Annotated in this window: 23 protein-coding genes; 10 read left to right on the top strand and 13 right to left on the bottom strand. The window is 70.6% G+C overall.

Annotation, left to right across the window (positions count from 1 at the left end; genetic code table 11):
• Window positions 1-4: 4 nt before the first annotated feature.
• Entirely contained in the window at window positions 5-628 is a 624-nt protein-coding gene (locus tag KUM38_RS38425) for a DUF305 domain-containing protein (protein WP_217136769.1), read from the bottom strand.
• Window positions 625-1,287, bottom strand: coding sequence for a DUF3105 domain-containing protein (locus KUM38_RS38420; RefSeq protein ID WP_217136768.1), 663 nt, complete (start codon window positions 1,285-1,287; stop codon window positions 625-627). The genes KUM38_RS38425 and KUM38_RS38420 overlap by 4 nt, the downstream gene beginning before the upstream one ends.
• A gap of 180 nt (window positions 1,288-1,467) precedes the next feature.
• On the opposite strand from KUM38_RS38420, the gene KUM38_RS38415 reads away from it, so the two are divergent.
• Window positions 1,468-1,911: an Rrf2 family transcriptional regulator gene (locus tag KUM38_RS38415; RefSeq protein ID WP_217136767.1), complete on the top strand. Its 444-nt coding sequence runs from the start codon at window positions 1,468-1,470 to the stop codon at window positions 1,909-1,911.
• Between the two features lie 257 nt (window positions 1,912-2,168).
• Entirely contained in the window at window positions 2,169-3,530 is a 1,362-nt protein-coding gene (glnA, locus tag KUM38_RS38410; RefSeq protein ID WP_217136766.1) for a type I glutamate--ammonia ligase, read from the top strand.
• Window positions 3,531-3,617: 87 nt separating this feature from the next.
• On the opposite strand, the gene KUM38_RS38405 is transcribed toward glnA, so the two are convergent.
• Window positions 3,618-4,175 carry a DinB family protein gene (locus tag KUM38_RS38405; protein ID WP_217136765.1) on the bottom strand — a complete coding sequence of 186 codons (558 nt, stop codon included), beginning with the start codon at window positions 4,173-4,175 and terminating at the stop codon, window positions 3,618-3,620.
• Window positions 4,176-4,492: 317 nt separating this feature from the next.
• Between KUM38_RS38405 and KUM38_RS38400 the strand changes: the two genes are divergently transcribed.
• Window positions 4,493-6,037 carry a polysaccharide lyase family 1 protein gene (locus tag KUM38_RS38400; protein ID WP_217136764.1) on the top strand — a complete coding sequence of 515 codons (1,545 nt, stop codon included), beginning with the start codon at window positions 4,493-4,495 and terminating at the stop codon, window positions 6,035-6,037.
• Here KUM38_RS38400 and KUM38_RS43905 read toward each other — a convergent pair.
• A complete protein-coding gene (locus KUM38_RS43905) occupies window positions 5,982-6,389 on the bottom strand; it encodes a Scr1 family TA system antitoxin-like transcriptional regulator (RefSeq protein WP_374227128.1) in 408 nt (135 codons plus the stop codon). The genes KUM38_RS38400 and KUM38_RS43905 overlap by 56 nt on opposite strands.
• A gap of 80 nt (window positions 6,390-6,469) precedes the next feature.
• Between KUM38_RS43905 and KUM38_RS38395 the strand changes: the two genes are divergently transcribed.
• Entirely contained in the window at window positions 6,470-6,637 is a 168-nt protein-coding gene (locus tag KUM38_RS38395) for a hypothetical protein (RefSeq protein ID WP_217136763.1), read from the top strand.
• Window positions 6,638-6,746: 109 nt separating this feature from the next.
• Here the strand turns inward: KUM38_RS38395 and KUM38_RS38390 are convergent, their stop codons facing one another.
• The 7 genes from KUM38_RS38390 to KUM38_RS38360 form a co-directional block, all read right to left on the bottom strand.
• Window positions 6,747-7,457: a DUF3618 domain-containing protein gene (locus tag KUM38_RS38390; RefSeq protein ID WP_217136762.1), complete on the bottom strand. Its 711-nt coding sequence runs from the start codon at window positions 7,455-7,457 to the stop codon at window positions 6,747-6,749.
• Entirely contained in the window at window positions 7,433-7,861 is a 429-nt protein-coding gene (locus tag KUM38_RS38385; RefSeq protein WP_217136761.1) for a phage holin family protein, read from the bottom strand. Before KUM38_RS38385 ends, KUM38_RS38390 begins: the two co-directional genes overlap by 25 nt.
• A 1-nt stretch (window position 7,862) precedes the next feature.
• Window positions 7,863-8,495, bottom strand: coding sequence for a hypothetical protein (locus tag KUM38_RS38380; protein ID WP_217136760.1), 633 nt, complete (start codon window positions 8,493-8,495; stop codon window positions 7,863-7,865).
• 294 nt (window positions 8,496-8,789) lie between these two features.
• The gene (locus KUM38_RS38375; RefSeq protein ID WP_217136759.1) at window positions 8,790-9,224 is read right to left on the bottom strand and encodes a type II toxin-antitoxin system VapC family toxin; all 435 of its coding nucleotides are present in this window, start codon (window positions 9,222-9,224) and stop codon (window positions 8,790-8,792) included.
• Window positions 9,225-9,476, bottom strand: a complete 252-nt coding sequence (locus KUM38_RS38370; protein ID WP_217136758.1) for a CopG family transcriptional regulator — start codon at window positions 9,474-9,476, stop codon at window positions 9,225-9,227.
• A 30-nt stretch (window positions 9,477-9,506) separates the two neighbouring features.
• Entirely contained in the window at window positions 9,507-9,947 is a 441-nt protein-coding gene (locus KUM38_RS38365; protein ID WP_217136757.1) for a VOC family protein, read from the bottom strand.
• 36 nt (window positions 9,948-9,983) lie between these two features.
• On the bottom strand, window positions 9,984-10,493 hold the full coding sequence (locus KUM38_RS38360) for a pyridoxamine 5'-phosphate oxidase family protein (RefSeq protein ID WP_217136756.1): 510 nt from the start codon (window positions 10,491-10,493) through the stop codon (window positions 9,984-9,986).
• A gap of 181 nt (window positions 10,494-10,674) precedes the next feature.
• On the opposite strand from KUM38_RS38360, the gene KUM38_RS38355 reads away from it, so the two are divergent.
• A complete protein-coding gene (locus tag KUM38_RS38355; RefSeq protein ID WP_217136755.1) occupies window positions 10,675-13,674 on the top strand; it encodes a bifunctional [glutamine synthetase] adenylyltransferase/[glutamine synthetase]-adenylyl-L-tyrosine phosphorylase in 3,000 nt (999 codons plus the stop codon).
• 7 nt (window positions 13,675-13,681) lie between these two features.
• Here KUM38_RS38355 and KUM38_RS38350 read toward each other — a convergent pair whose 3' ends face one another.
• Entirely contained in the window at window positions 13,682-14,551 is an 870-nt protein-coding gene (locus KUM38_RS38350; RefSeq protein ID WP_217136754.1) for a phosphatase PAP2 family protein, read from the bottom strand.
• A 119-nt stretch (window positions 14,552-14,670) separates the two neighbouring features.
• A complete protein-coding gene (locus KUM38_RS38345; protein WP_217136753.1) occupies window positions 14,671-15,717 on the bottom strand; it encodes a LacI family DNA-binding transcriptional regulator in 1,047 nt (348 codons plus the stop codon).
• 607 nt (window positions 15,718-16,324) lie between these two features.
• On the opposite strand from KUM38_RS38345, the gene KUM38_RS38340 reads away from it, so the two are divergent.
• From KUM38_RS38340 to KUM38_RS38320, 5 genes are all read left to right on the top strand, one after another.
• On the top strand, window positions 16,325-17,596 hold the full coding sequence (locus KUM38_RS38340; protein ID WP_217136752.1) for an extracellular solute-binding protein: 1,272 nt from the start codon (window positions 16,325-16,327) through the stop codon (window positions 17,594-17,596).
• 98 nt (window positions 17,597-17,694) lie between these two features.
• A complete protein-coding gene (locus tag KUM38_RS38335; protein ID WP_217136751.1) occupies window positions 17,695-18,699 on the top strand; it encodes a carbohydrate ABC transporter permease in 1,005 nt (334 codons plus the stop codon).
• A 13-nt stretch (window positions 18,700-18,712) separates the two neighbouring features.
• Window positions 18,713-19,624: a sugar ABC transporter permease gene (locus KUM38_RS38330; RefSeq protein ID WP_217136750.1), complete on the top strand. Its 912-nt coding sequence runs from the start codon at window positions 18,713-18,715 to the stop codon at window positions 19,622-19,624.
• Window positions 19,625-19,770: 146 nt separating this feature from the next.
• Entirely contained in the window at window positions 19,771-21,465 is a 1,695-nt protein-coding gene (locus KUM38_RS38325; protein WP_217136749.1) for a glycoside hydrolase family 13 protein, read from the top strand.
• 166 nt (window positions 21,466-21,631) lie between these two features.
• The gene (locus KUM38_RS38320) at window positions 21,632-23,005 is read left to right on the top strand and encodes an alpha-amylase family protein (RefSeq protein ID WP_217136748.1); all 1,374 of its coding nucleotides are present in this window, start codon (window positions 21,632-21,634) and stop codon (window positions 23,003-23,005) included.
• Window positions 23,006-23,031: the final 26 nt, after the last annotated feature.

Here is a 23,031-nt window from a genome sequence, read left to right as displayed (position 1 = left end):
TCCGCTACGGCCGGGCCGCCGCTCCCCGCTCCTCCAGCATCCCCGCCATCAACGCGATCTCGGACTCCTGCCCCTCCACCATCCCCCGGGCGAGCCGCTTCTCGACCGCCACCTCGCACGCCCGGACGCACGCCTGGGCCATGTGCACCCCGCCCTTGTGGTGGTCCGTCATGAGCTGCAGGTAGAAGACCTCCGCCCGCTCCCCGCTCAGCGACCCCAGCCGCTTCATCTCGGTGTTGGTCGCCATCCCCGGCATCAGCGCCCCGTCCTTGCCGGAGGCCGCGTCCCCCATGCCCATCCAGGTCATGGGCGGATCCGCGGACACCTTGGGCAGCTCCCACAGGTCGAGCCAGCCCAGCAGCATGCCCCGCTGGTTGGCCTGCGTCTGGGCGATGTCGTAGGCGAGCCGCCGGACCTCCTCGTCGTCCGTGCGGTCCCGCACGACGTACGACATCTCGACGGCCTGCTGGTGGTGCACGGCCATGTCCCGGGCGAACCCGGCGTCCGCGGACTCCGCGGACGGAACCGAGCCCGAGGACCCCTCGTCCCCGGCCACCGCGTAGGTGATCGCCCCGGCCGCGACCAGCGCCGTGGCCGCGGCCCCCGCGATCAGTCCCACCTGCCTCACTCGGACAGCCCGTTGGTGCAGGCGGCCCCCGGCTCCGGCGTCTGCTCCCCCTGGACGAACTTCTCGAAGAACGCGTCCACGTTCGGATCCTCCGCGCCGGTCACCGTGCGCTGGTGCCCCCAGGCGGACAGCATGATCGGGTCCTTCTGACCGTCCACCGGGCTCATCAGCGTGTACGGCGTCTTCTTCACCTTCGCCGCGAGCGCGTCGACGTCCGCCTTGTCGGCCGAGGCGTTGTACGTCACCCACACGGCACCGTGCTCCAGCGAGTGCACGGCGTTGGTGTTGTTGATCTCGTCGGTGTAGACGTCCCCGTTGCAGTTCATCCACACCGGGTTGTGGTCACCGCCGACCGGGGGCGAGACGGCGTAGTCCACCGCCTTGGTCACGTGGTTGCGCCCCAGTTCGCCCTCCCACTTCCGCACACCGTCGGCATCCGTGACGAACTTGCCCGAGTTCTTCGAGTCGGCGGCCGCGCCGCCGTCGTCGTCCGACTGGGACTGGACGAGCACCACACTGCCGGCGACGAGTCCGGCGACGACCACCACACTGGCGGCGATGACGAGGAGCCGGTTGCGGCGCTCGCGGGCCTTCTCGGCGCGCCGCATCTCCTCTATGCGCGCCGAACGTGACGCGCTGCTCTTCTTGGCGGAGCCCATGGGAGTGTCCTTCGGGAGAGGAAGAGTGTGACGAACGGATCAGCTGATCGTAATGGGGAAGGCGGGGCGAGCCGTAGAGGGCGCGGGAATCCGGCCCGGCACCCACGCGCACGCCCTCCGCACACATTCTCCACGCCGAATAATTTGAACCCCAGATGCGTATTACTTACGCTGCGTGGTATGCGGCTCCTCCGCTCCACCGACCTGGCTCTCCGGGTCCTCATGCGCCTCGCCGTGGCCGGCGACTCCCATCCGACGACACGCGACGTCTCGGAAGCCATGGACGTGCCCTACACCCACGCCGCGAAGGTCGTCGCCGAACTCCAGCGCAGGGGCCTGCTCACGGCCCGTCGCGGCAGGGGAGGTGGCCTCGCGCTCACGGAGGAGGGCCGCACCGCCTCGGTGGGCGCCCTGGTCCGGGCCTTCGAGGGCGAGGGTGACGTCGTCGACTGCGAGGGCACCGCCACCTCGTCCCCCTGCCCGCTGAGCTCGGCCTGCCGGCTGCGCGGCGCCCTGCGCCAGGCCCAGGAGGCGTTCTTCGCCTCGCTGGACCCGGTCACGGTGGCGGACATCGTCACGACCCCCACGGGCCCCCTCCTGCTGGGCATCTCCCCGAGGCCGTGAGCCACCGGCCGTAAGTCGCCGGTCGCGAGCCACCGGCCGTGAGCCGCCCATTACGGATGCCGGTCCGAACGGGCAAGATGGGCCCCGGAGCGGTACACCTGTCGTGTGCGAGGCGTTCAGGCCGCGGCAAGCCGGCCGATCGAGGTCGGCAACGCGTGTGAAACGCTGGTGTGGTGGGATGCTCGGGACGCCCGGCCGCCTCCCGGGGGCGTGGGAGCGGACAGGCGGCCTGACCGGCAAGGATGGGGAAGCGGAAGATGGACAAGCAGCAGGAGTTCGTGCTCCGGACGTTGGAGGAGCGCGACATCCGGTTCGTGCGCCTGTGGTTCACCGACGTGCTGGGCTTCCTCAAGTCGGTGGCCGTCGCCCCCGCCGAGCTCGAACAGGCATTCGACGAGGGGATCGGCTTCGACGGCTCCGCCATCGAGGGCTTCGCCCGGGTGTACGAGTCCGACATGATCGCCAAGCCGGACCCGTCGACGTTCCAGATCCTCCCCTGGCGCGCCGAGGCCCCCGGTACGGCCCGCATGTTCTGCGACATCCTCATGCCGGACGGCTCCCCGTCCTTCGCCGACCCGCGCTACGTCCTCAAGCGCGCGCTCGCCCGCACCTCCGACCTGGGCTTCACCTTCTACACCCACCCGGAGATCGAGTTCTTCCTGCTGAAGAACAAGCCGCTGGACGGCAGCCGCCCGACCCCCGCGGACAACTCCGGCTACTTCGACCACACCCCGCAGAACGTCGGCATGGACTTCCGCCGCCAGGCGATCACCATGCTGGAGTCGATGGGCATCTCGGTGGAGTTCTCCCACCACGAGGGCGCCCCCGGCCAGCAGGAGATCGACCTCCGCTACGCGGACGCGCTCTCCACGGCCGACAACATCATGACGTTCCGCCTGGTCATGAAGCAGGTGGCCCTCGAGCAGGGCGTCCAGGCGACCTTCATGCCGAAGCCCTTCTCCGAGCACCCCGGCTCCGGCATGCACACCCACCTCTCCCTCTTCGAGGGCGACCGCAACGCGTTCTACGAGTCCGGCGCGGAGTACCAGCTCTCCAAGGTCGGCCGTTCCTTCATCGCGGGCCTGCTGCGGCACGCGGCGGAGGTGTCCGCGGTCACCAACCAGTGGGTCAACTCCTACAAGCGCATCTGGGGCGGCACGGAGCGCACGGCCGGCGCCGGCGGCGAGGCCCCGTCGTACATCTGCTGGGGCCACAACAACCGCTCGGCGCTGGTCCGCGTGCCCATGTACAAGCCCGGCAAGACCGGCTCGGCGCGCGTGGAGGTCCGCTCCATCGACTCCGGCGCCAACCCGTACCTGACCTACGCCGTCCTGCTGGCCGCCGGCCTGAAGGGCATCGAGGAGGGCTACGAGCTCCCGCCGGGCGCCGAGGACGACGTGTGGGCCCTGTCCGACGCGGAACGCCGCGCGCTGGGCATCGAGCCACTGCCGCAGAACCTGGGCGAGGCCCTGACCCTGATGGAACGCAGCGACCTGGTCGCCGAGACCCTCGGCGAGCACGTCTTCGACTTCTTCCTGCGCAACAAGAAGCAGGAGTGGGAGGAGTACCGCTCCGAGGTCACCGCCTTCGAGCTGCGCAAGAACCTGCCGGTGCTGTAGGCGCGGGTCGCCGTCAGGTGTCCGGCTGACGGGGCGGAAGGGACCGATGGCCGTGGGCCCCGGCCCCTTCCGCGGGCGCCCCGGCGGTCAGCCCATGCTCTTGGAGCCGTCCAGCGACTCACGGATGATGTCGGCGTGGCCGGCGTGCTGGGCGGTCTCGGCGATGACGTGCATCAGCACCCTGCGGGCCGACCACCGCGCGTCGGACTCGAACCACGGGGCCTTCGGCAGCGGCCACGTGGCCCCCAGGTCGGGCAGGGCGGCGACCAGGTCGTCGGTCCGGCGGGCCACGTCGGCGTACTCGGCCAGCACACCGGCCAGCGTCTCACCGGGCAGCATCCGGAACTCGTCGGCCCGCCGGGCCCAGTCGTCCTCGGTCATGGCCGTGAAGTCCCCCATCGCCGAGGGGCCGTTCAGGATGAAGTCCACCCAGTTCCGCTCGACCGAGGTGACGTGCTTGATCAGACCGCCCAGGCAGAGCTCGCTGGCGGTGGTCCGCAGCCCGGCCTGCTCGTCCGTGAGGTCACGGGTGGTGAAGCGCAGGAAGTGCCGGTGCTTGGCCAGCGTCTCCAGCAGGTCGGCGCGCTCGCCGGTGACGGCCGGGGCTCCGGCCGGTTCCTGGGTGGCCGGTTCGTTCACAGTCATGATCTCCGCCTTCCGGGGTTCTTCCGTCGGTCGAGGACCACGCTAGGAGCCATTGAGGTCAGATCTTGTCCTAGAACGCACGGAGGCGGCGGGCCGCACTGCGGAGGCGGCGGGCCGCGCTGAATCGGAAGGCTGTATTCCGTAACTGCGCGGAACCTTGCCAGTCCCTCGGGCGTGCCCCTACTGTCATCGACAGACCAAAAGAAAGCGCTTTCCCGCCGATGAGTCCGGCTCACCCCGCCCTCTCTCATCGGTCTTACTGTCATGCCCATGACATTCAGTCCGGCGCAACTCGGAGTACGAAAGGCGAGACGAGAATGAGACGATCAGTCGCCGTGCGACTCTCCGCTCTCCTGGCCACGGGCGCCCTCGCGGCGGCGACCGGTATGGCCCTGTCCACCTCCACGGCGTCCGCCGCCACCGGCGGCGTCACCGGCTACGCGACCCAGAACGGCGGAACCACCGGCGGTGCGGGCGGCCAGACGGTCCGCGCCACCACCGGCACCGCGATCCACCAGGCCCTGTGCAGCCGGGCCAGCAGTTCCACCCCGATCGTCATCCAGGTCGAGGGCACCATCAACCACGGCAACACCGCCAAGGTGTCCGGCGACAGCTGCAGCACCGCCGCCGGTGTCATCGAGCTCAAGCAGATCAGCAACGTCACGATCGTCGGTGTCGGCAACGGCGCCGTCTTCGACCAACTGGGCATCCACATCCGGGACTCCAGCAACATCATCATTCAGAACGTGACGATCCGGAACGTCAAGAAGTCGGGCTCGCCCACGTCGAACGGCGGAGACGCCATCGGCATGGAAAGCGGTGTCCGCAACGTCTGGGTCGACCACGCCACCCTGGAGGCGTCCGGCGGTGAGTCGGAGGGCTACGACGGCCTCTTCGACATGAAGGACAACACCCAGTACGTGACGCTGTCCTACAGCATCCTGCGCAACTCCGGCCGCGGCGGCCTCATCGGCTCCAGCGAGAGCGACACCTCGAACGGGTACGTCACGTTCCACCACAACCTGTACGAGAACATCGACTCGCGTACGCCCCTGCTGCGCGGCGGCATCTCGCACATCTACAACAACCACTACAAGAACCTGAACGAGTCCGGCATCAACTCCCGTGCCGGAGCCCGTGCGAAGGTGGACAACAACTACTTCGAGGACTCCAAGGACGTCCTCGGCACCTTCTACACCGACCAGGCCGGCTACTGGCAGGTCAGCGGCAACATCTTCGACAACGTGACCTGGTCCGAGCGGGAGGGCGACAACAACCCCGCCGGCCCGAACCCGACGTCGAACACGTCGGTCGGCATCCCGTACGCGTACACCCTCGACGCGGCCAACTGCGTGCCGAGCGTGGTGAGCCAGACGGCGGGAGCCAACAAGGGCCTGAAGGTCTCCGACGGCAGCTGCACCCCGCAGACCCCGGACCCGACCGACCCCGACCCGACGGACCCGGACCCGACCGACCCGGACCCCACTGACCCGCCCACCGGCACCAACCTCAGCATCGGCGCGGGCGCCGACGGCTCCTCCAAGGCCTCCGGGACGAGCTACGGCAACGTCGTCGACGGCAGCACGAGCACGTACTGGTCGCCGTCCGGCTCGACCGGCTCCGTCTCGGTCAAGTGGGGCTCGGCCACCACGGTCTCCAAGATCAACATCCGTGAGGCGTCGGGCTCGGGAGCCGTCGGCTCCTACCGCGTCATCAACCACGACACGGGCGCCGTCCTGGCCTCCGGCAGCGGAACGGGCGTCATCAGCTTCTCCGCGACCTCCCTGAAGAAGATCACCTTCGAGATCACCAGCGCCTCGGGCACCCCGAGGATCGCCGAATTCGAGACGTACGCGGGCTGACGGGTACCGGGGGCCGTCCTCGCGGCGGCCCCCGGTCCCGGTCGGTGTCGTACGCCACGAAACGGGCCCACGCCGCCGGAGGGCATCGCGACCGCTTCGGGCCGGTCACCGGCCGTCCGGCCAAGGCCCCGTCGAAGCGCCCCACCGCGGCGCCGTCCGCGGACTCCAGCACCTCGGTCACCCCGCCCGCCCCGACGTGTTCCTCGGCCTCGGTCGGCGGCACCTGGACCGACACGCGCCGCAACTTCCCCAGCCCCAGCAGGCGTTCGAGTTGCCGACGCCACACCACTGTGCCCCCGACCGGGCGGCGGAGTGAGGCGGACGAACCCCGGGGCACGCCGACGAGTGACATCCCTCGACGGCCGATGTCAGTGACGTGCCCTACATTGCGGTTGACCGAGTGAGCGGGAACAGCGGGAACGAGGAGGAGCCATGGCCGGGATCACGATTCAGATCGCACCGCCGGACGATCCCCAGTGGGACAAGGCATGGCCGGTCGCCCTGGCCACGGGGGAGTACCTGTCGAAGGTGCTGGGGATGCCGGTGACCGTGAGCGACAACTACGGGAGCGCGCACGACTTCGAGCCGGAGAGCGGCTGACGGGCCGGACGGCCGGAGCCCCGCCTCCGGGCCCGTGCGGGCGCCGCAGACAGGGCTCTCCCCGTTCTCTCCGTTCTTCTCGGTCTTCCCGTTCCCGCCGCCGCGTCGCTCACGCGGGTCCGGAGCGGCCGCCGGCCTCGTCCTTGAGGCTGCGGCCGGAGTCCTTGGCCTGGTCGGTGACCTGGCCGGCCTGGTCGCGGGCCTCGTCCTGAGTGGTGCGGGCCGCCTGCTGCGCGGTGTCCTTCACCTCCGCGGCCGCGCTCTGCGCGGCCTCCTTGGCGTCCTCCTTCAGGTGCTGCGCGGACTCGGTGGCGGCCTGCTTGACCGGCTCCAGCGCCTCGGCGCCGCGCTCCATCAGCTCGGACGCCTTCTGCTGCTCCTTCTCGGAAGCGGGCACCATCGAGGCGGCCAGCAGGCCGACGCCGAAGGCGACCAGGCCGGCGGCGATCGGGTTGCCCTGCGTCTGGCGGCGGGCCATCTCGGGCGTCTGCTGGACGGCCTCTCCCGCCTGACCGGCGACCTCGCGCGCCGAGTCGGCCGCGCGTCCGGTGCCCTCCTGCACCGAACCGGCCGCCGAGCCCGCCGCCGACTGCACCGAACCGGCCGCCGACCGGGCGGTGTCGGCCACTCCGTGCGCCGTGTACGAGGCGGTTCCCATGACGCGGTCGCGGACGCCCGACACCGTGCGGCGCATCCTCGCCTTGCGGCGGCGGGCCATGCGGCGCGGGCTGGCCCGGTCGGCGAGCCGGTCCACGTCCGCGGACAGCTGGTTGCGGGTGGCCGCTATCTCGGCCCTCATTTGGTCGGGTGACGTGCCCATTCCGCGTCCTCCTTCAGGGTCTGGACGGTGCGCTCGGGCTTCGGCGAGACGGTGCGCATCTGCGCTCGGCCCTTCTGGTACAGCACGGCCGCGGCGACGGCCCACAGCGCGGCGATGATCAGCGCGGCCCAGCCGTCGTCCATCACGTTGGCCAGACCGAACATGGCCGCCAGTGACAGGAACAGCAGGACCATGTAGCCGGCGAAGCCGGCACCGCCGTACATGCCGGCCGCCTTGCCCGCCTTGCTGCCCTCCTCCTTGATCTCGGCCTTGGCCAGCTCCACCTCCTGACGGAAGAGGACCTGGAGGTCGGAGGTCACCCGGGACAGCAGCTCACCCGCGGACCGCTCTCCTTCGTACGGCTCGGCCGAGCGGGCCCGGGACAGCGGTGACATCGTGGCCATCTCACGCCTCCGGGAACGGGCGGCCCGGCGTGCCGAGGCTCGGCGGAGCGGACGGTGCGGGCGGTGCGGTCCCCGGCGGGGGAGCGACCGGCAGGGCCTCGGAGGCCGGGGCCGCGGTGACCCGCCGCTGCCCGTCCCCGTCGGCCCGGGACGCCGTCTGCGTCACCTTCGCCAGGCGTCCGACGGCCAGCCCGGCCAGCAGCGCGCCGCCGAGGAAGGCGCCGGGGCGGCGCCGGGCGAAGCCCTGGAGGTCGGCGACGATGCCTTCGACCCCCTGCCGCTCCAGATAGTCGGCCGCCCGCTGCCCCTTGTCGCCCGCCCGGGCCGCCAGGCCCCGGGCGGGCGAGTCGTGCTCGGCGTGCGCGGCCAGGTTCGAGAAGTCGTTCGCCCACTGCCGCAGCGTGCCGGCCGCCCGCCTGGTCTGCCCGTCGGCCTCGTCGATCGCCCGGGTGCGCAGGTCCTCGATGACCGTGCCGGCCTGCTGCCGCGCCTCACCCACGACGGTCCGGGCCTGTTCCGCCGCGGTCCCCGCGACCTGGCCGGCGGCCTGCCTGGCCTGGTCGGCCGTCGCGGAGGTCTCTGCCTTGACCTTCTCTCCGGTGCTCCCGGATCCGGTTCGTACGGACTCACTCATCGGCGACTTCCCCTCATCGGATGTGTGCGTACGGCCCGTGCCCGATGACCCGGTGTGGGCCGGAACTCGCGTCCCGGACCGCACACGTGGCCGTCCGTCTCGGCCCGAGTGGCCATTTACGACGGTTTGACACGCTATGAGGGAAACCTGTGCCATGTCGTGGGGCGAGTGTGGCGGGCGGTTCGCCCTCCGTTCCCGCCGCGCCTGACCCATGAGCGAGCCGTACCGTGCGGGTACGGCTCTGAGGTGCACCGTTATCTGTGCCGACGACGGTGATCGAGGGGCGTGCGGGGGCTACAGATCGTCGGGCAGGAGCCGGAACGCCGGGTGTGCGGTGAGTGGGCGGATGGCGCGGAAGTCCTTCCGGTCGAGCGTGAGCACGGCGTCCGTCGCGTACTCGCGGGCCATGACCGCGATCACCGAGTCGGTCAGGTCGAGCGCGAGTTCCCGGTACCTGCGCTGAACGTGCCTGGCGTCCGCGAGGAGATCGGCGTGCGCGTCACCGAGGACGTAGCGCCCCGTCCTGGCCTGTGCCACGAGTGAGTCCATGACCTGCCCTGCGGCATCCTTGTTGAACCGGCGGCTCAACAGGTGGTCCAGTTCGGCGAGGACGAGTTGGGGGATCACCAGAAGGCCGGCCGTGTCCATCACGTGACGGGCGGTCTTGTGCTCGGGGCAAGCGTGATCGACGGAGGCGATGACCCCCGACGTGTCGGCGATGGCGATCACTTATGAGGCCTCGTTCCGGCGGCCGAAGCCCGTCTCGCCCAGTATCTCGTCACCTCGCTCCGCGAAGGTGGGGTCGCCGCTGTCGAAGACGGGAAGCCCCACGGGCTCGTCCCAGACACGATTGCGGGCGATGGCCAGGCGGACGCCCTCACGAATCAGTTCGGCTTCGCTGATCCCTCTCCGCGCAGCCGTGTCTTTGAGGTCGTGGAGATCGTCTTCCTCGAGATAGACCGTCGTTCGCTTGAGGCTCATGACTGTATGGTACTCCCGCCATACGTTGCCCTACGCCCCTGCCAGATCCCCCAGCACCTTGTGCAGCGGCTCCGTCGCCCGCCGCCGGTACTCCTGGACCGCCCAGCCGTTGCCGTCCGGGTCCGTGAAGTACATGAAGGTGGCGCCGTCGGCGTCGGCGTACCGGACCGGTTCGGAGACGTCCAGGCCGCGGGCGGTCAGTTCCGCGTGGGCCGCCCCGATGTCGGCGACGCAGAGCTGGAGCCCCCGGTAGGAGCCGGGGGCCGGGGCGGACCCGGGGGTCATCTTCCAGATGCTGTCGCCGAGGGCGATCGAGCAGCCGGAGCCGGGCGGGGTCAGCTGCACGATGCGCATGCCCGGCATGACCTCCTGGTCGATGTCGACGTGGAAGCCGACCTTGTCACGGTAGAAGTCCCTGGCGCGGTCGATGTCGCTCACCGGGAGGGGGATCACTTCGAGGGTCATGTCCATGGAACAGCGACTCCTTCGTCGGGGGTCGGCTCGGCGTCAGGCGAACCGCCACCTGGTCTGGCTGAACGGCTTCCCCTTACCGAAGCCGAACACGGTCCGCGGCGCCACCGAAAACACGACAGCGTGTCCCGGACCGTGGTGGAAGTGGCCGTCTCGGACCTCGAAGTGCCAGAAGCCGCCGTACTTCGCCTCCCACGCCGCCGCCAGCTCGCGCAGCCGCGCGTCATCGGTGACCCGTACCGCCTCGCCCTCCACCACCACGTCGTAGCCCTGGTTCCAGGTGTTGGTGCCGGTCGTCAGCACGACGTGCGGGTTCTCCGCCAGGTTGCGGGCCTTGCGCTCGTCCGGGCCGGTGCAGAAGTGCAGGGCGCCGGCCGACCAGACGGCCGGGAGCGGGGTGACGTGGGGGCGGCCGTCGGGGCGGACCGTGGAGATCCAGAACAGTTCCGCCTCGGCGAGCAGCCGCTCCGTCTCCGACCAGGGCGGCGCACCGGCCGCCGGGTCGCTGTAGCGCGGGTCGAGGCGGGTCTCGGGGGCGTCGCTCATGGGACCTCCATCGCCGGTCGGCCGTACGTGCCGTCTCTCCATCAGACCCCGTCCGCTCCCGGAACTCATCGCGGGCCGCCCCGGGGCCGCGGGCCCGTACTCCGGATAGGCTCATGGCCGTACGACCCTGATCCGAGGCATGTGCATCAGGCACAGGCACGAGGCACGAGGGAGGCCGGGGATGACGTCGGCGCCGGGGCGCAGGAGCAGTACCTTCACGCGGCTGCTGCGGCACGGCTTCACCGATCCGTCCGCCGCCGAGCGGCTGCTCGACAGTGCCGGACTCGCGCTCGTGCGCAACGACCCCGTGCTGCTGGACGCCCTCGGCGCCACCGCCGACCCCGACCTCGCGCTCCAGGGGCTCGTACGGTTGCTGGAGGCGCAGGGCGGGGCCACCGCCCACCAGGAGCTGCTGGACACGCTGATAGCCGCCAAGCCGCTGCGGGACCGGCTGCTCGGAGTGCTCGGCGCGTCCGAGGCGCTCGCCGACCACCTGGCCCGGCACCCGAGCGACTGGCAGGCCCTCGTCACCTACGAGCCGCGCGACCTCCACCCGGGCCTCGAGGAGTTCGAGCGGGGCCTCGCCGGGGCCGGCGACCCGGTCTCGCTCCGCGTCGCCTACCGGCGCTGTCTGCTGTCCATCGCCGCCCGTGACGTCTGCGGCACCATCGAGGTCGCCCAGACCGCCGCCGAGCTCGCCGACCTCGCCACCGCCACCCTGCGCGCCGCCCTCGCCCTCGCCCAGGCCGCGGCGCCCGAGGACGCCGCCCTGTGCCGGCTGGCGGTGATCGCGATGGGCAAGTGCGGCGGACACGAGCTGAACTACGTCTCCGACGTCGACGTCATCTTCGTCGGCGAGGCGGTGAACGGCGCCGACGAGGACAAGGCGCTGCGCGCCGCGACCCGGCTCGCCTCGCACCTGATGCGGATCTGCTCCGAGACCACCGTCGAGGGCTCCATCTGGCCCGTCGACGCCAATCTGCGCCCCGAGGGCCGCAACGGGCCGCTCGTGCGCACCCTCGCCTCCCACCTCGCCTACTACCAGCGCTGGGCCAAGACCTGGGAGTTCCAGGCGCTGCTCAAGGCCCGCCCGGTCGCCGGCGACCAGGCGCTCGGCGAGGAGTACGTCGCCGCGCTCCAGCCGCTGGTGTGGCAGGCCGCCGAGCGGGAGAACTTCGTCGCCGACGTGCAGAAGATGCGCCGCCGGGTGGTGGAGAACATCCCCGCCGCCGAGATCGACCGCCAGCTGAAGCTGGGCCCGGGCGGCCTGCGGGACGTCGAGTTCGCGGTGCAGCTGCTCCAGCTGGTGCACGGCCGCTCCGACGCCTCGCTGCGCAGCGGCACCACCCTCGACGCGCTGAAGGCCCTCGCCGCCGGCGGCTACGTCGGCCGCGCGGACGCCGCCCAGCTCGACGACGCCTACCGCTTCCTGCGCTCCATGGAGCACCGCATCCAGCTCCACCGGCTGCGCCGCACCCACCTCGTCCCCGAGGACGAGGCCGACCTGCGCCGCCTGGGCCGCTCCCTGGACCTGCGCACCGACCCGGTCGCCACCCTGACCCGGGAGTGGAAGCGGCACGCCTCCGTCGTACGGCGGTTGCACGAGAAGCTGTTCTACCGGCCGCTGCTGGACGCCGTCGCCGCGCTCGCCCCCGGTGAGGCCCGGCTCAGCGCCGAGGCCGCGCGGGAGCGGCTGATCGCGCTCGGGTACGCCGATCCGGCCGCCGCGCTGCGCCACCTGGAGGCGCTGGCGTCCGGTGTCACCCGCAAGGCCGCCATCCAGCGCACCCTGCTGCCCGTGCTGCTCGGCTGGTTCGCGGACTCCGCCGACCCGGACGCCGGTCTGCTCACCTTCCGCAAGGTCTCCGACGCGCTCGGCAAGACGCCCTGGTACCTGCGGCTGCTGCGCGACGAGGGCGCCGCCGCCGAGAACCTGGCCCGCGTGCTGTCCGCCGGCCGGCTCGCCCCCGACCTGCTGATGCGCGCCCCCGAGGCGGTGGCGCTGCTCGGCGACGGGGGCGGGGGGCTCGAACCGCGGCCCCGCGCCCATCTGGAGCAGGAGATGCTCGCCGCCGTCCGCCGCGCCGACAACGCCGTCCAGGGCGTCACGGCCGCCCGCGGGGTGCGCCGCCGCGAGCTGTTCCGCACGTCCGCCGCCGACATCGTCGGCTCCTACGGCACCGAGTCGCAGCCCGCCGAGGCCGACCAGGGCGCCCTGGTGGACCTGGTGGGCGGCGCGGTGTCCGACCTGACCGCCGCGACCCTCTCGGGCACGCTCCGCGCGGTGGTCCGGGAGGGCTGGGGGGACACGCTCCCCACCCGGTTCGCGATCATCGGCATGGGCCGCTTCGGCGGGCACGAGCTGGGCTACGGCTCCGACGCGGACGTCCTGTTCGTGCACGAACCGCGCGACGGCGTGGACGAGCGGGAGGCCGCCGAGGCGGCCAACAAGGTGGTCGCCGAGATGCGCCGCCTGCTGCAGATACCCAGTGCCGACCCGCCCCTGCTCATCGACGCCGACCTGCGCCCGGAGGGCAAGTCCGGCCCGCTGGTGCGCACGCTCAAGTCGTACGAGGCGTACTACCGCCGCTGGTCGCTGGTGTGGGAGCGGCACGCGCTGCTGCGCGCCGAGCACGTCGCCGGGGACGAGGACCTGGGCCGCCGCTTCACCGAGCTGATCGACCCGCTGCGCTACCCGGCCGGCGGACTCGACGAGGAGGCCGTCCGCGAGATCCGGCGGCTGAAGGCCCGTATGGAGTCCGAGCGGCTGCCGCGCGGAGCCGACCCCAAGCTGCACGCCAAGCTCGGGCCGGGCGGGCTGTCCGACGTGGAGTGGACCGTGCAGCTGCTCCAGCTGCGGCACGGCGCGAAGGAGCCGGGCCTGCGCACGACCCGCACGCGGCAGGCGCTGGCCGCCGCCCGCGCGGCCGGGCTGATCTCCGAGGAGGACACCGCCACCCTCGACGAGGCCTGGGTGCTCGCCACCCGCGTGCGCAACGCGGTGATGCTGGTCCGGGGCCGGGCCGGGGACACCTTCCCCACCGTGCCCCGCGAACTGGGCGCCGTCGGCCGCTACCTGGGCTACGGCCCCGGTCACGCCGGCGACATGCTCGACGCGTACCGGCGTACGGCACGGCGGGCGCGGGGCGTGGTGGAGGAGCTGTTCTACGGGGGGTCGTGACCCCGGGTCATCCCTGCTTCGGCACCGGAATCCGGGCCGGCCCCCGTTTCTCCCGTCCGCCCGCCTGCCTCGGCAGGGCGTACGGCTGCCGGCCGTACCAGACCAGGGCGATGCCGTAGCCGAAGGCCAGGCAGAGGACGCCGCCCACCGCGTCCAGCCAGAAGTGGTTGGCGGTGGCGACGATGACCACCAGCGTGGCCGCCGGGTACACCAGGCCCAGCACCCGCACCCACGGGACGGTGGCCAGCGCGAAGATCGTCAGACCGGACCAGACCGACCAGCCGATGTGCATCGACGGCATCGCGGCGTACTGGTTCGACATGTTCTTCAGGTCACCGGAGGCCATCGAGCCCCACGTCTGGTGGACCAGGACGGTGTCGATGAAGTCCTGGCCGTTCATCAGCCGGGGCGGGGCGAGCGGATACAGGTAGTAGCCGACGAGGGCGATGCCCGTGGTGGTGAAGAGGACCAGGCGGGTCGCCGAATAGCGGCCGGGATGACCACGGTAGAGCCACACCAGGACACCCAGCGTCACCACGAAGTGCAGGGTGGCGTAGTAGTAGTTCATGCCGACGATGAGCCAAGTCACCGAGTTCACGGCATGGTTGACGGACTCCTCGACGGCGAGGCCCAGCTGCTGCTCGAGCCGCCAGATCCAGTCGGCGTTGCGCAGCGCCTCGGACCGCTGTTCCGGCACGGCGTTGCGCACGAGCGAGTACGTCCAGTAACTCACCGCGATCAGCAGGATCTCGAACCACAGCCGGGGCCGGCGCGGTACGCGCAGACGGCGCAGGCGGCCCGGCCCCGTCTTCTCCGCGACGGGGCGCGCTGCGGCCTCTTCCTGGCCTTCCAGCGTTGTCACCGTCGTGTCACCCATGGGCCAGAGTCTGCCAGAAAAGACCCTCCGGTCAGATCATCCCCCGGTCGGGCCCGACCCGCACGTGCTCCCCCGACGGCAGGCCCGCTCCTTCCTCCTGTGGCAGTGCGCCGGAGGCCCTACTCTCCGCCTTGAGGACGATTCCGGTCCCCAGGGGCCGAAGCGGTCGAACCGCGCACCACCAGTTCCGGCATGAACACGAACTCGCTGTGCGGCGCGGGCGTCCCGCCGATCTCCTCCAGCAGCGTGCGCACCGCGGCCTGGCCCATCGCCGGGACCGGCTTGCGGACCGTGGTCAGCGGCGGGTCGGTGAAGGCGATCAGCGGGGAGTCGTCGAAGCCGACCACCGAGATGTCCTTCGGCACGTCCAGACCGCGCTGCCGGGCCGCCCGTATCGCGCCCAGCGCCATCATGTCGCTCGCGCACACCACCGCCGTGCAGTCGCGGTCCATCAGCGCGGTGGCGGCGGCCTGGCCGCCCTCCAGCGTGTACAGCGAGTGCTGGACCAGCTCCGTCTCGACCGTCTCGGCGCTCAGACCCAGTTGCTCCTGCACGGTGCGCACGAAGCCCTCGATCTTGCGCTGCACCGGCACGAACCGCTTCGGCCCGAGCGCGAGCCCGATGCGGGTGTGGCCGAGGGAGACGAGGTGGGTGACGGCGAGCGCCATCGCGGCCCGGTCGTCGGGGGAGATGAACGGCGCCTGCACCTTCGGCGAGAAACCGTCCACGAGCACGAACGGCACGCCCTGCGCCCGCAGCCGTTCGTAGCGCTGCGTGTCGGCGGTGGTGTCGGCGTGCAGCCCGGAGACGTAGATGATGCCGGCCACGCCGCGGTCCACGAGCATCTCGGTGAGCTCGTCCTCCGTCGACCCGCCCGGGGTCTGGGTGGCGAGCACCGGCGTGTAGCCCTGGCGGGTCAGCGCCTGCCCGATGACCTGGGCCAGCGCCGGGAAGATCGGGTTCTCCAGCTCCGGGGTGATCAGACCGACCAGGCCCTCGCTGCGCTGCCGCAGCCGCACCGGACGCTCGTAGCCGAGGACGTCGAGGGCGGCGAGCACGGACTGGCGGGTGGTGGCGGCGACGCCCGGTTTGCCGTTGAGGACGCGGCTGACGGTCGCCTCGCTCACCCCCGCCTGAGCAGCGATATCGGCAAGGCGTGTGGTCACAGGAGTGGACTGTAGCCGCCGGTTCTCCCCTTGCACACCGATCGGACGCCTGGTGCGCGCGGCGCGTGCCGTCGAACGGCCCGCTGCGGGCTGCTGGGTCATCGCGGTCCTCAAGTCGTGGTCGGCGTCCGGTCCGCAAGGGATGATTCCCCCGGCGGCAACGGATGGCAAGTGCTTGCAGAGTCTTGCACAACAGTCCGAACCCTTGCCGTACGGGCGGAAACCCGGGTCGCCGAGCGGTCGAGAACAGGTCACGGCGGGGTAACTCTCGGCGTTGCTTGCAAAACTTTTCTGCAAGGTCTTTCGAAACGGTTCCATCGCTGTTACGTTCACGTCGCCCGGCGGCGGCAACGGCGCGGTCGGCAAGTTCGCAGGACGGCAGACGGGGCCGCACCTGCGGGGCCCTGTCGTCACCTTCCCGTCTGCCTCGCGACGCCTGGCACGCACGCTCGCAATGTTGCCGAAACGCCCACGTGGCTCCGCCACGAGGGCGCTCCGGCGCCTTGCGATCGCACGCACCAGACGCCGCGAGGCCCGCCCTTCGGGCGGACGACGCGAATGTGACGACAGGGCCCACCACACGGGCTTAACCCTCAAGGAGAACCTCATGCGGCGTGGCATAGCGGCCACCGCGCTGGTGGCGTCCCTCGCCCTCGCGGCGACGGCCTGCGGCGGAGACAGCGACAGCGGCGACTCGGCCGGCGGCCCGGTCACCATCACCTGGTGGGACACCTCCAACGCGACCAACGAGGCGCCGACGTACAAGGCCCTGGTCAAGGAGTTCGAGGCGGCCAACAAGGACATCAAGGTCGACTACGTCAACGTCCCCTTCGACCAGGCGCAGAACAAGTTCGACACCGCCGCCGGTTCCAAGGGCGCCCCCGACGTGCTGCGCTCCGAGGTCGGCTGGACCCCCGCCTTCGCCAAGAAGAGCTTCTTCCTGCCGCTGGACGGCACCGAGGCCCTCGCCGAGCAGGACAAGTTCAAGCCCAACCTGATCGAGCAGGCCAAGTACGAGGGCAAGACCTACGGCGTCCCCTTCACCACGGACACCCTCGCCTTCGTCTACAACAAGGAAATCTTCGAGAAGGCCGGCGTCGAGGCCCCCAAGACCTGGGACGACCTGAAGAAGGCCGCCGCCACCATCAAGGCCAAGACCGGCGTCGACGGCTACTGGGGCTCCACCGCGGGCTACTACGCCCAGCCGTTCCTGTACGGCGAGGGCACCGACATGGTCGACGCCGACGCCAAGAAGGTCACCGTGAAGTCGGCCGCGGCCGAGAAGGCCTACGGCACCTGGCTGGACCTCTTCGACGGCAAGGGCCTGCACAAGGCCGACGTGACCGCCGACGCCTACGCCCACATCCAGGACGCGTTCGTCAACGGCAAGGTCGCCTCGATCATCCAGGGCCCGTGGGAGATCACCAACTTCTACAAGGGCTCCGCCTTCAAGGACAAGGACAACCTCGGCATCGCCACCGTCCCGGCCGGCTCCACCGGCAAGGCGGGCGCCCCGACCGGCGGCCACAACCTCTCCGTCTACGCCGGTTCCACCGAGGACAAGCAGCAGGCCGCGCTGAAGTTCGTGAAGTTCATGACCTCGGCCAAGGCGCAGGAGACCATCGCGCTGAAGAACTCCACGCTGCCCACGCGCGACGACGCCTACACCGACCAGGTCAAGGCCGACCCGGGCATCGCCGGCTACCAGACGGTCCTCTCCGCCGCGCAGCCGCGCCCGGCCCTGCCCGAGTACAGCTCGCTGTGGGGTCCGCTGGACGACGAGCTCCCGCAGATCGCGAGCGGCAAGGAGTCCCTGGACAAGGGCCTGGGCGACGCGGAGACCGCGATCGCCAAGCTGGTGCCGGACTTCAGCAAGTAACGCCCGCGTGGCCGCCGGACCCGCTTCCCGTCAGGGGAGGGTCCGGCGGTCGCCGGCCTGTGTGCCGTACTCCTTGATCATCCAGAAGGTGCCGAACCATGACAGTCGCCATCGACCGCGCGACCGGCAAGCGCCGCGGTGACCGCGCGCCCCGCCCCGGGCCGGTCAGCCGCCTGAAGCGCAGTTTCCAGAAGCACTGGTACGCCTACGCCATGATCGCGCCGGTGGCCCTCGTGCTCGGCGTCATCGTGCTGTACCCCCTGACGTACGGCTTCTACCTCACCCTCACCGACGCGGACAGCCTGAACTCGGCCCGCACCATCGGCGTCAACGAGATCGAGGCCACCTACAAGTTCATCGGCATCGACAACTACGCCGACATCCTGTGGGGCGAGACGGCCTACGACCGCTTCTGGTCCAAGTTCCTCTGGACGATCGTGTGGACGGCGGCCTGCGTCACCCTGCACTACGGCATCGGCCTGGGCCTGGCCCTGCTGCTCAACCAGAAGATCCGGGGCCGTACCTTCTACCGGCTCGTCCTCATCCTGCCGTGGGCCGTGCCGACCTTCGTCACCGTCTTCGGCTGGCGCTTCATGCTCGCTGACGCCGGCATCATCAACACCGCCCTGGACTCCCTCGGCCTGCCCTCGCCGGCGTGGCTGGAGGACACCTTCTGGCAGCGGTTCGCCGCGATCATGGTCAACACCTGGTGCGGTGTGCCGTTCATGATGATCTCCCTGCTCGGCGGACTGCAGTCCATCGACGCCAGCCTGTACGAGGCGGCCGAGATGGACGGCGCGAACGCCTGGCAGCGGTTCCGCCACGTCACCCTGCCCGGCCTGCGCTCGGTCAGCTCCACCGTGGTCCTGCTCGGCGTCATCTGGACCTTCAACCAGTTCGCGATCATCTTCCTGCTGTTCGGCAACACCGCCCCGGACGCCCAGATCCTCGTCACCTGGTCCTACTACCTGGGCTTCGGACAGCAGCCGCGCGAATTCGCCGAGTCCGCGGCCTACGGCATGCTGCTGCTGGCCATCCTGGTCGTCTTCACCTCCTTCTACCGCCGCTGGCTGAACCGCAATGAGCAGCAGCTCGCGATCTGAGGCAGGAGTCCCCATGAGCACCTCCACCGTCACCACCACTGCTCCGGCGGACCGGCCTGCCGACGCCCCGCTCCCGCCCCGCAAGGCGCGCCGGCGCGGCGAGAGCGGCCCTCTGGGCCGCCTCACCTCGCACGGCATCCTGACCGTCGCCAGCCTGATCGCGCTGTTCCCGGTCGTCTGGCTGGTCTTCCTCTCCCTCGGCCCGGACAAGGACGACTATCTGCGCCCCGGCGGCATCTGGGGCAAGATGACGCTCGACAACTACACGTTCGTCCTGCAGAACACGAACTTCTTCGACTGGCTGAAGAGCTCGCTGATCGTCTCGCTCGGCACCACGGTCATCGGCGTCCTCGTCGCCGCCACCACCGGCTACGCGGTCTCCCGCATGCGCTTCCCCGGCTACCGGAAGTTCATGTGGGTGCTCCTGCTCACCCAGATGTTCCCGGTGGCCGTCCTGATGGTCCCGATGTACCAGATCCTCTCGGACCTGCAGCTCGTCGACAGCTACCTTGGACTCATCCTCGTCTACTGCTCGACGGCGGTGCCGTACTGCGCCTGGCTGATGAAGGGCTACTTCGACACCATCCCGTTCGAGATCGACGAGGCGGGACGCGTCGACGGGCTGACCCCCTTCGGCACGTTCGCACGGCTGATCCTGCCGCTCTCCAAGCCGGGGCTGGCGGTCGCCGCGTTCTACAGCTTCATCACCGCGTTCGGCGAGGTCGCCTTCGCCACGACGTTCATGCTCGACGACGAGAAGTACACCCTCGCCGTCGGTCTGCAGAGCTTCGTCAGCGAGCACGACGCACAGCGCAACCTCATGGCCGCCACCGCGGTCCTGATCGCGATACCGGTCTCCGCGTTCTTCTACCTCGTGCAGAAGAACCTGGTGGCCGGCCTCACCGCCGGCGGCACGAAGGGCTGACCCCCTCCGTGGAACGACTCCCGCGCGCCTGACTCGCGCGGGTAGGCGGCCGCGGGTGTCCATCCGACCCCGCTGACCCCCGCGGCCGCCTCGTCTCCCCGCCGCACCCCACTCGCCTTCCCGACCGAACTCGTATCAAGGACGACATGAGCCAGCAGCACTCCGCCGCCCCGGCCCCGACCCCCACGACCGACTCGGCCGTCGCCACCGTCGCACGGCGCCGCGACTGGTGGCGGGACGCGGTGATCTACCAGGTGTACCCGCGCAGCTTCGCCGACAGCAACGGCGACGGCATGGGCGACCTGGAAGGCATCCGCTCCCGCCTGCCGTACCTGCGCGACCTCGGCGTGGACGCCGTGTGGCTCAGCCCCTTCTACGCCTCCCCGCAGGCCGACGCCGGCTACGACGTCGCCGACTACCGCGCCGTCGACCCCATGTTCGGCACCCTCCTCGACGCGGACGCGCTGATCCGCGACGCCCACGGCCTCGGCCTCAGGATCATCGTCGACCTGGTCCCGAACCACTCCTCCGACCAGCACGAATGGTTCAAGCGCGCCCTCGCCGAGGGCCCCGGCTCGCCCTCCCGCGACCGCTACCACTTCCGCCCCGGCAAGGGCGAGAACGGCGAGCTGCCGCCCAACGACTGGGAGTCGATCTTCGGCGGCCCGGCCTGGACCCGGGTCACCGAGCCCGACGGCACGCCCGGCGAGTGGTACCTGCACCTGTTCGCGCCCGAGCAGCCCGACTTCAACTGGGAGCACCCGGCCGTCGGCGACGAGTTCCGCTCCATCCTGCGGTTCTGGCTCGACATGGGCGTGGACGGCTTCCGCATCGACGTCGCCCACGGCATGGTGAAGGCGGAAGGGCTTCCCGACCTTGGATCCCATGAGCAACTGAAGCTGCTGGGCAACGATGTCATGCCGTTCTTCGACCAGGACGGCGTCCACGACATCTACCGCCAGTGGCGCCTCATCCTCGACGAGTACAGCGGCGAGCGCATCTTCGTCGCCGAGGCCTGGACCCCGACCGTCGAGCGCACCGCGAACTACGTCCGCCCCGACGAACTGCACCAGGCGTTCAACTTCCAGTACCTGGGCACCCACTGGGACGCGTCGGAACTGCGCGAGGTCATCGACCGCACCCTGGACGCCATGCGCCCGGTCGGCGCCCCCGCCACCTGGGTGCTGTCCAACCACGACGTCACCCGGCACGCCACCCGCTTCGCCAACCCGGCCGGCCTCGGCACCCAGATCCGTCTGGCCGGCGACCGCGAACTGGGCCTGCGCCGGGCGCGCGCGGCGACCCTGCTGATGCTGGCACTGCCCGGTTCGGCCTACGTCTACCAGGGCGAGGAGCTCGGCCTGCCGGACGTCGTCGACCTGCCGGACGAGGTGCGCCAGGACCCGGCGTACTTCCGGGGCGCGGGCCAGGACGGCTTCCGCGACGGCTGCCGCGTCCCGATCCCGTGGACCCGCGAGGGCTCCTCGTACGGCTTCGGCGACGGCGGCAGCTGGCTGCCGCAGCCGGCGAGCTGGGGCGGGCTGAGCGTCGAGGCGCAGACCGGCGACCCCGGCTCGACCCTGGAGCTGTACCGGTCCGCGCTCGCCGTGCGCCGGGACCAGGCCGACCTGGGCGCGGGCGACGCGGTGGAGTGGCTGCGGGCACCCGAGGGCGTCCTCGCCTTCCGGCGCGGCGACTTCGTGTGCGTCGCCAACACCACGGGGGAGTCGGTGACCACGCCGTCGTACGGTCGTGTCCTGCTCGCCAGCGGTGAGGTGGAGGAGACGGCCGGCGAGGCGAAGCTGCCCGCCGACACGACCGTGTGGTGGACCACGGCCTGACGTTCGGCTCGCAACTTTTTTCGTTCAAGTTGGTACGGCCCGCTGCCCTTTCGGGTGGCGGGCCTCTAACATCTGCGTTGCCGCAAGGTTGCTGAAGTTTTCTGCAAGAAGATTCAGCCGACTTGGGCGGTTTCCCCACACCCTTCGATGAAGAAGGACACCCCTCATGGCACGCAGAACCCTCTCCGGGGTGGTCGCCCTCGCGGCCGCCTCGGTTGTCATGGCCCCGACTGGGGCGCAGGCGTCCCCGCCCGGTAGCAAGGACGTCACCGCCGTCCTCTTCGAGTGGAACTTCGCCTCGGTCGCCCGCGAGTGCACCACCACCCTCGGCCCCGCCGGATACGGATACGTCCAGGTCTCCCCGCCCGCCGAGCACATACAGGGCGCGCAGTGGTGGACGTCGTACCAGCCGGTCAGCTACAGGATCGCCGGGCGCCTCGGCGACCGCGCCGCGTTCAAGAACATGGTCGACACGTGTCACGCGGCCGGCGTGAAGGTCGTCGCCGACACGGTCATCAACCACATGTCCGCGGGCAACGGCACCGGCACCGGCGGCTCCTCGTACACCAAGTACAACTACCCCGGCCTGTACTCCTCGTACGACTTCGACAACTGCACCTCGCAGATCAGCAACTACGGCGACCGCGGGAACGTCCAGAACTGCGAACTGGTCGGCCTCGCCGACCTCGACACCGGCGAGGAGTACGTCCGCAGGACCATCGCCGGGTACATGAACGACCTGCTGTCGCTGGGCGTGGACGGCTTCCGCGTCGACGCGGCCAAGCACATGCCGGCCGCCGACCTGGCCAACATCAAGTCCCGGCTGACCAACCCCTCCGCGTACTGGAAGCAGGAGGTCATTTACGGCGCCGGCGAGGCCGTCCAGCCCACCGAGTACACGGGCAACGGGGACGTCCAGGAGTTCCGGTACGCCTACGACCTCAAGCGGGTCTTCACCAACGAGAAGCTCGCCTACCTGAAGAACTACGGCGAGGGCTGGGGCTACCTGAACAGCTCCGTCTCCGGCGTCTTCGTCGACAACCACGACACCGAGCGCAACGGCTCCACCCTGAACTACAAGGACGGCGCCACCTACACCCTGGCCAACGTCTTCATGCTGGCCTGGCCCTACGGCGCCCCGGACGTCAACTCCGGGTACGAGTTCTCCGACCACGACGCCGGACCGCCGAACGGAGGCCGGGTCGACGCCTGCTGGCAGAGCGGCTGGAAGTGCCAGCACGCCTGGCCGGAGATCAAGTCCATGGTCGCCTTCCGCAACGCCACCCGCGGCCAGGCGGTCACCAACTGGTGGGACAACGGCAATGACGCCATCGCCTTCGGCCGGGGCGGCAAGGGCTTCGTGGCCGTCAACCACGAGCCGAGCAGTCTGAGCCGCACCTACCAGACCTCCCTCCCCGCAGGCACGTACTGCAACGTCCAGAACAACACCACGGTGACGGTGAACGGTTCCGGACAGCTGACCGCCACCCTGGGCTCCCACACGGCCCTCGCGGTGTACGCCGGCAAGTCGTCCTGCTGAAGACGCGCGGGCCGCGCCGCCGTTCA

The organism is Streptomyces sp. AC558_RSS880 (assembly GCF_019049255.1).
Lineage (GTDB): Bacteria > Actinomycetota > Actinomycetes > Streptomycetales > Streptomycetaceae > Streptomyces.
This window is presented reverse-complemented; position numbering and strand designations above follow the sequence as displayed.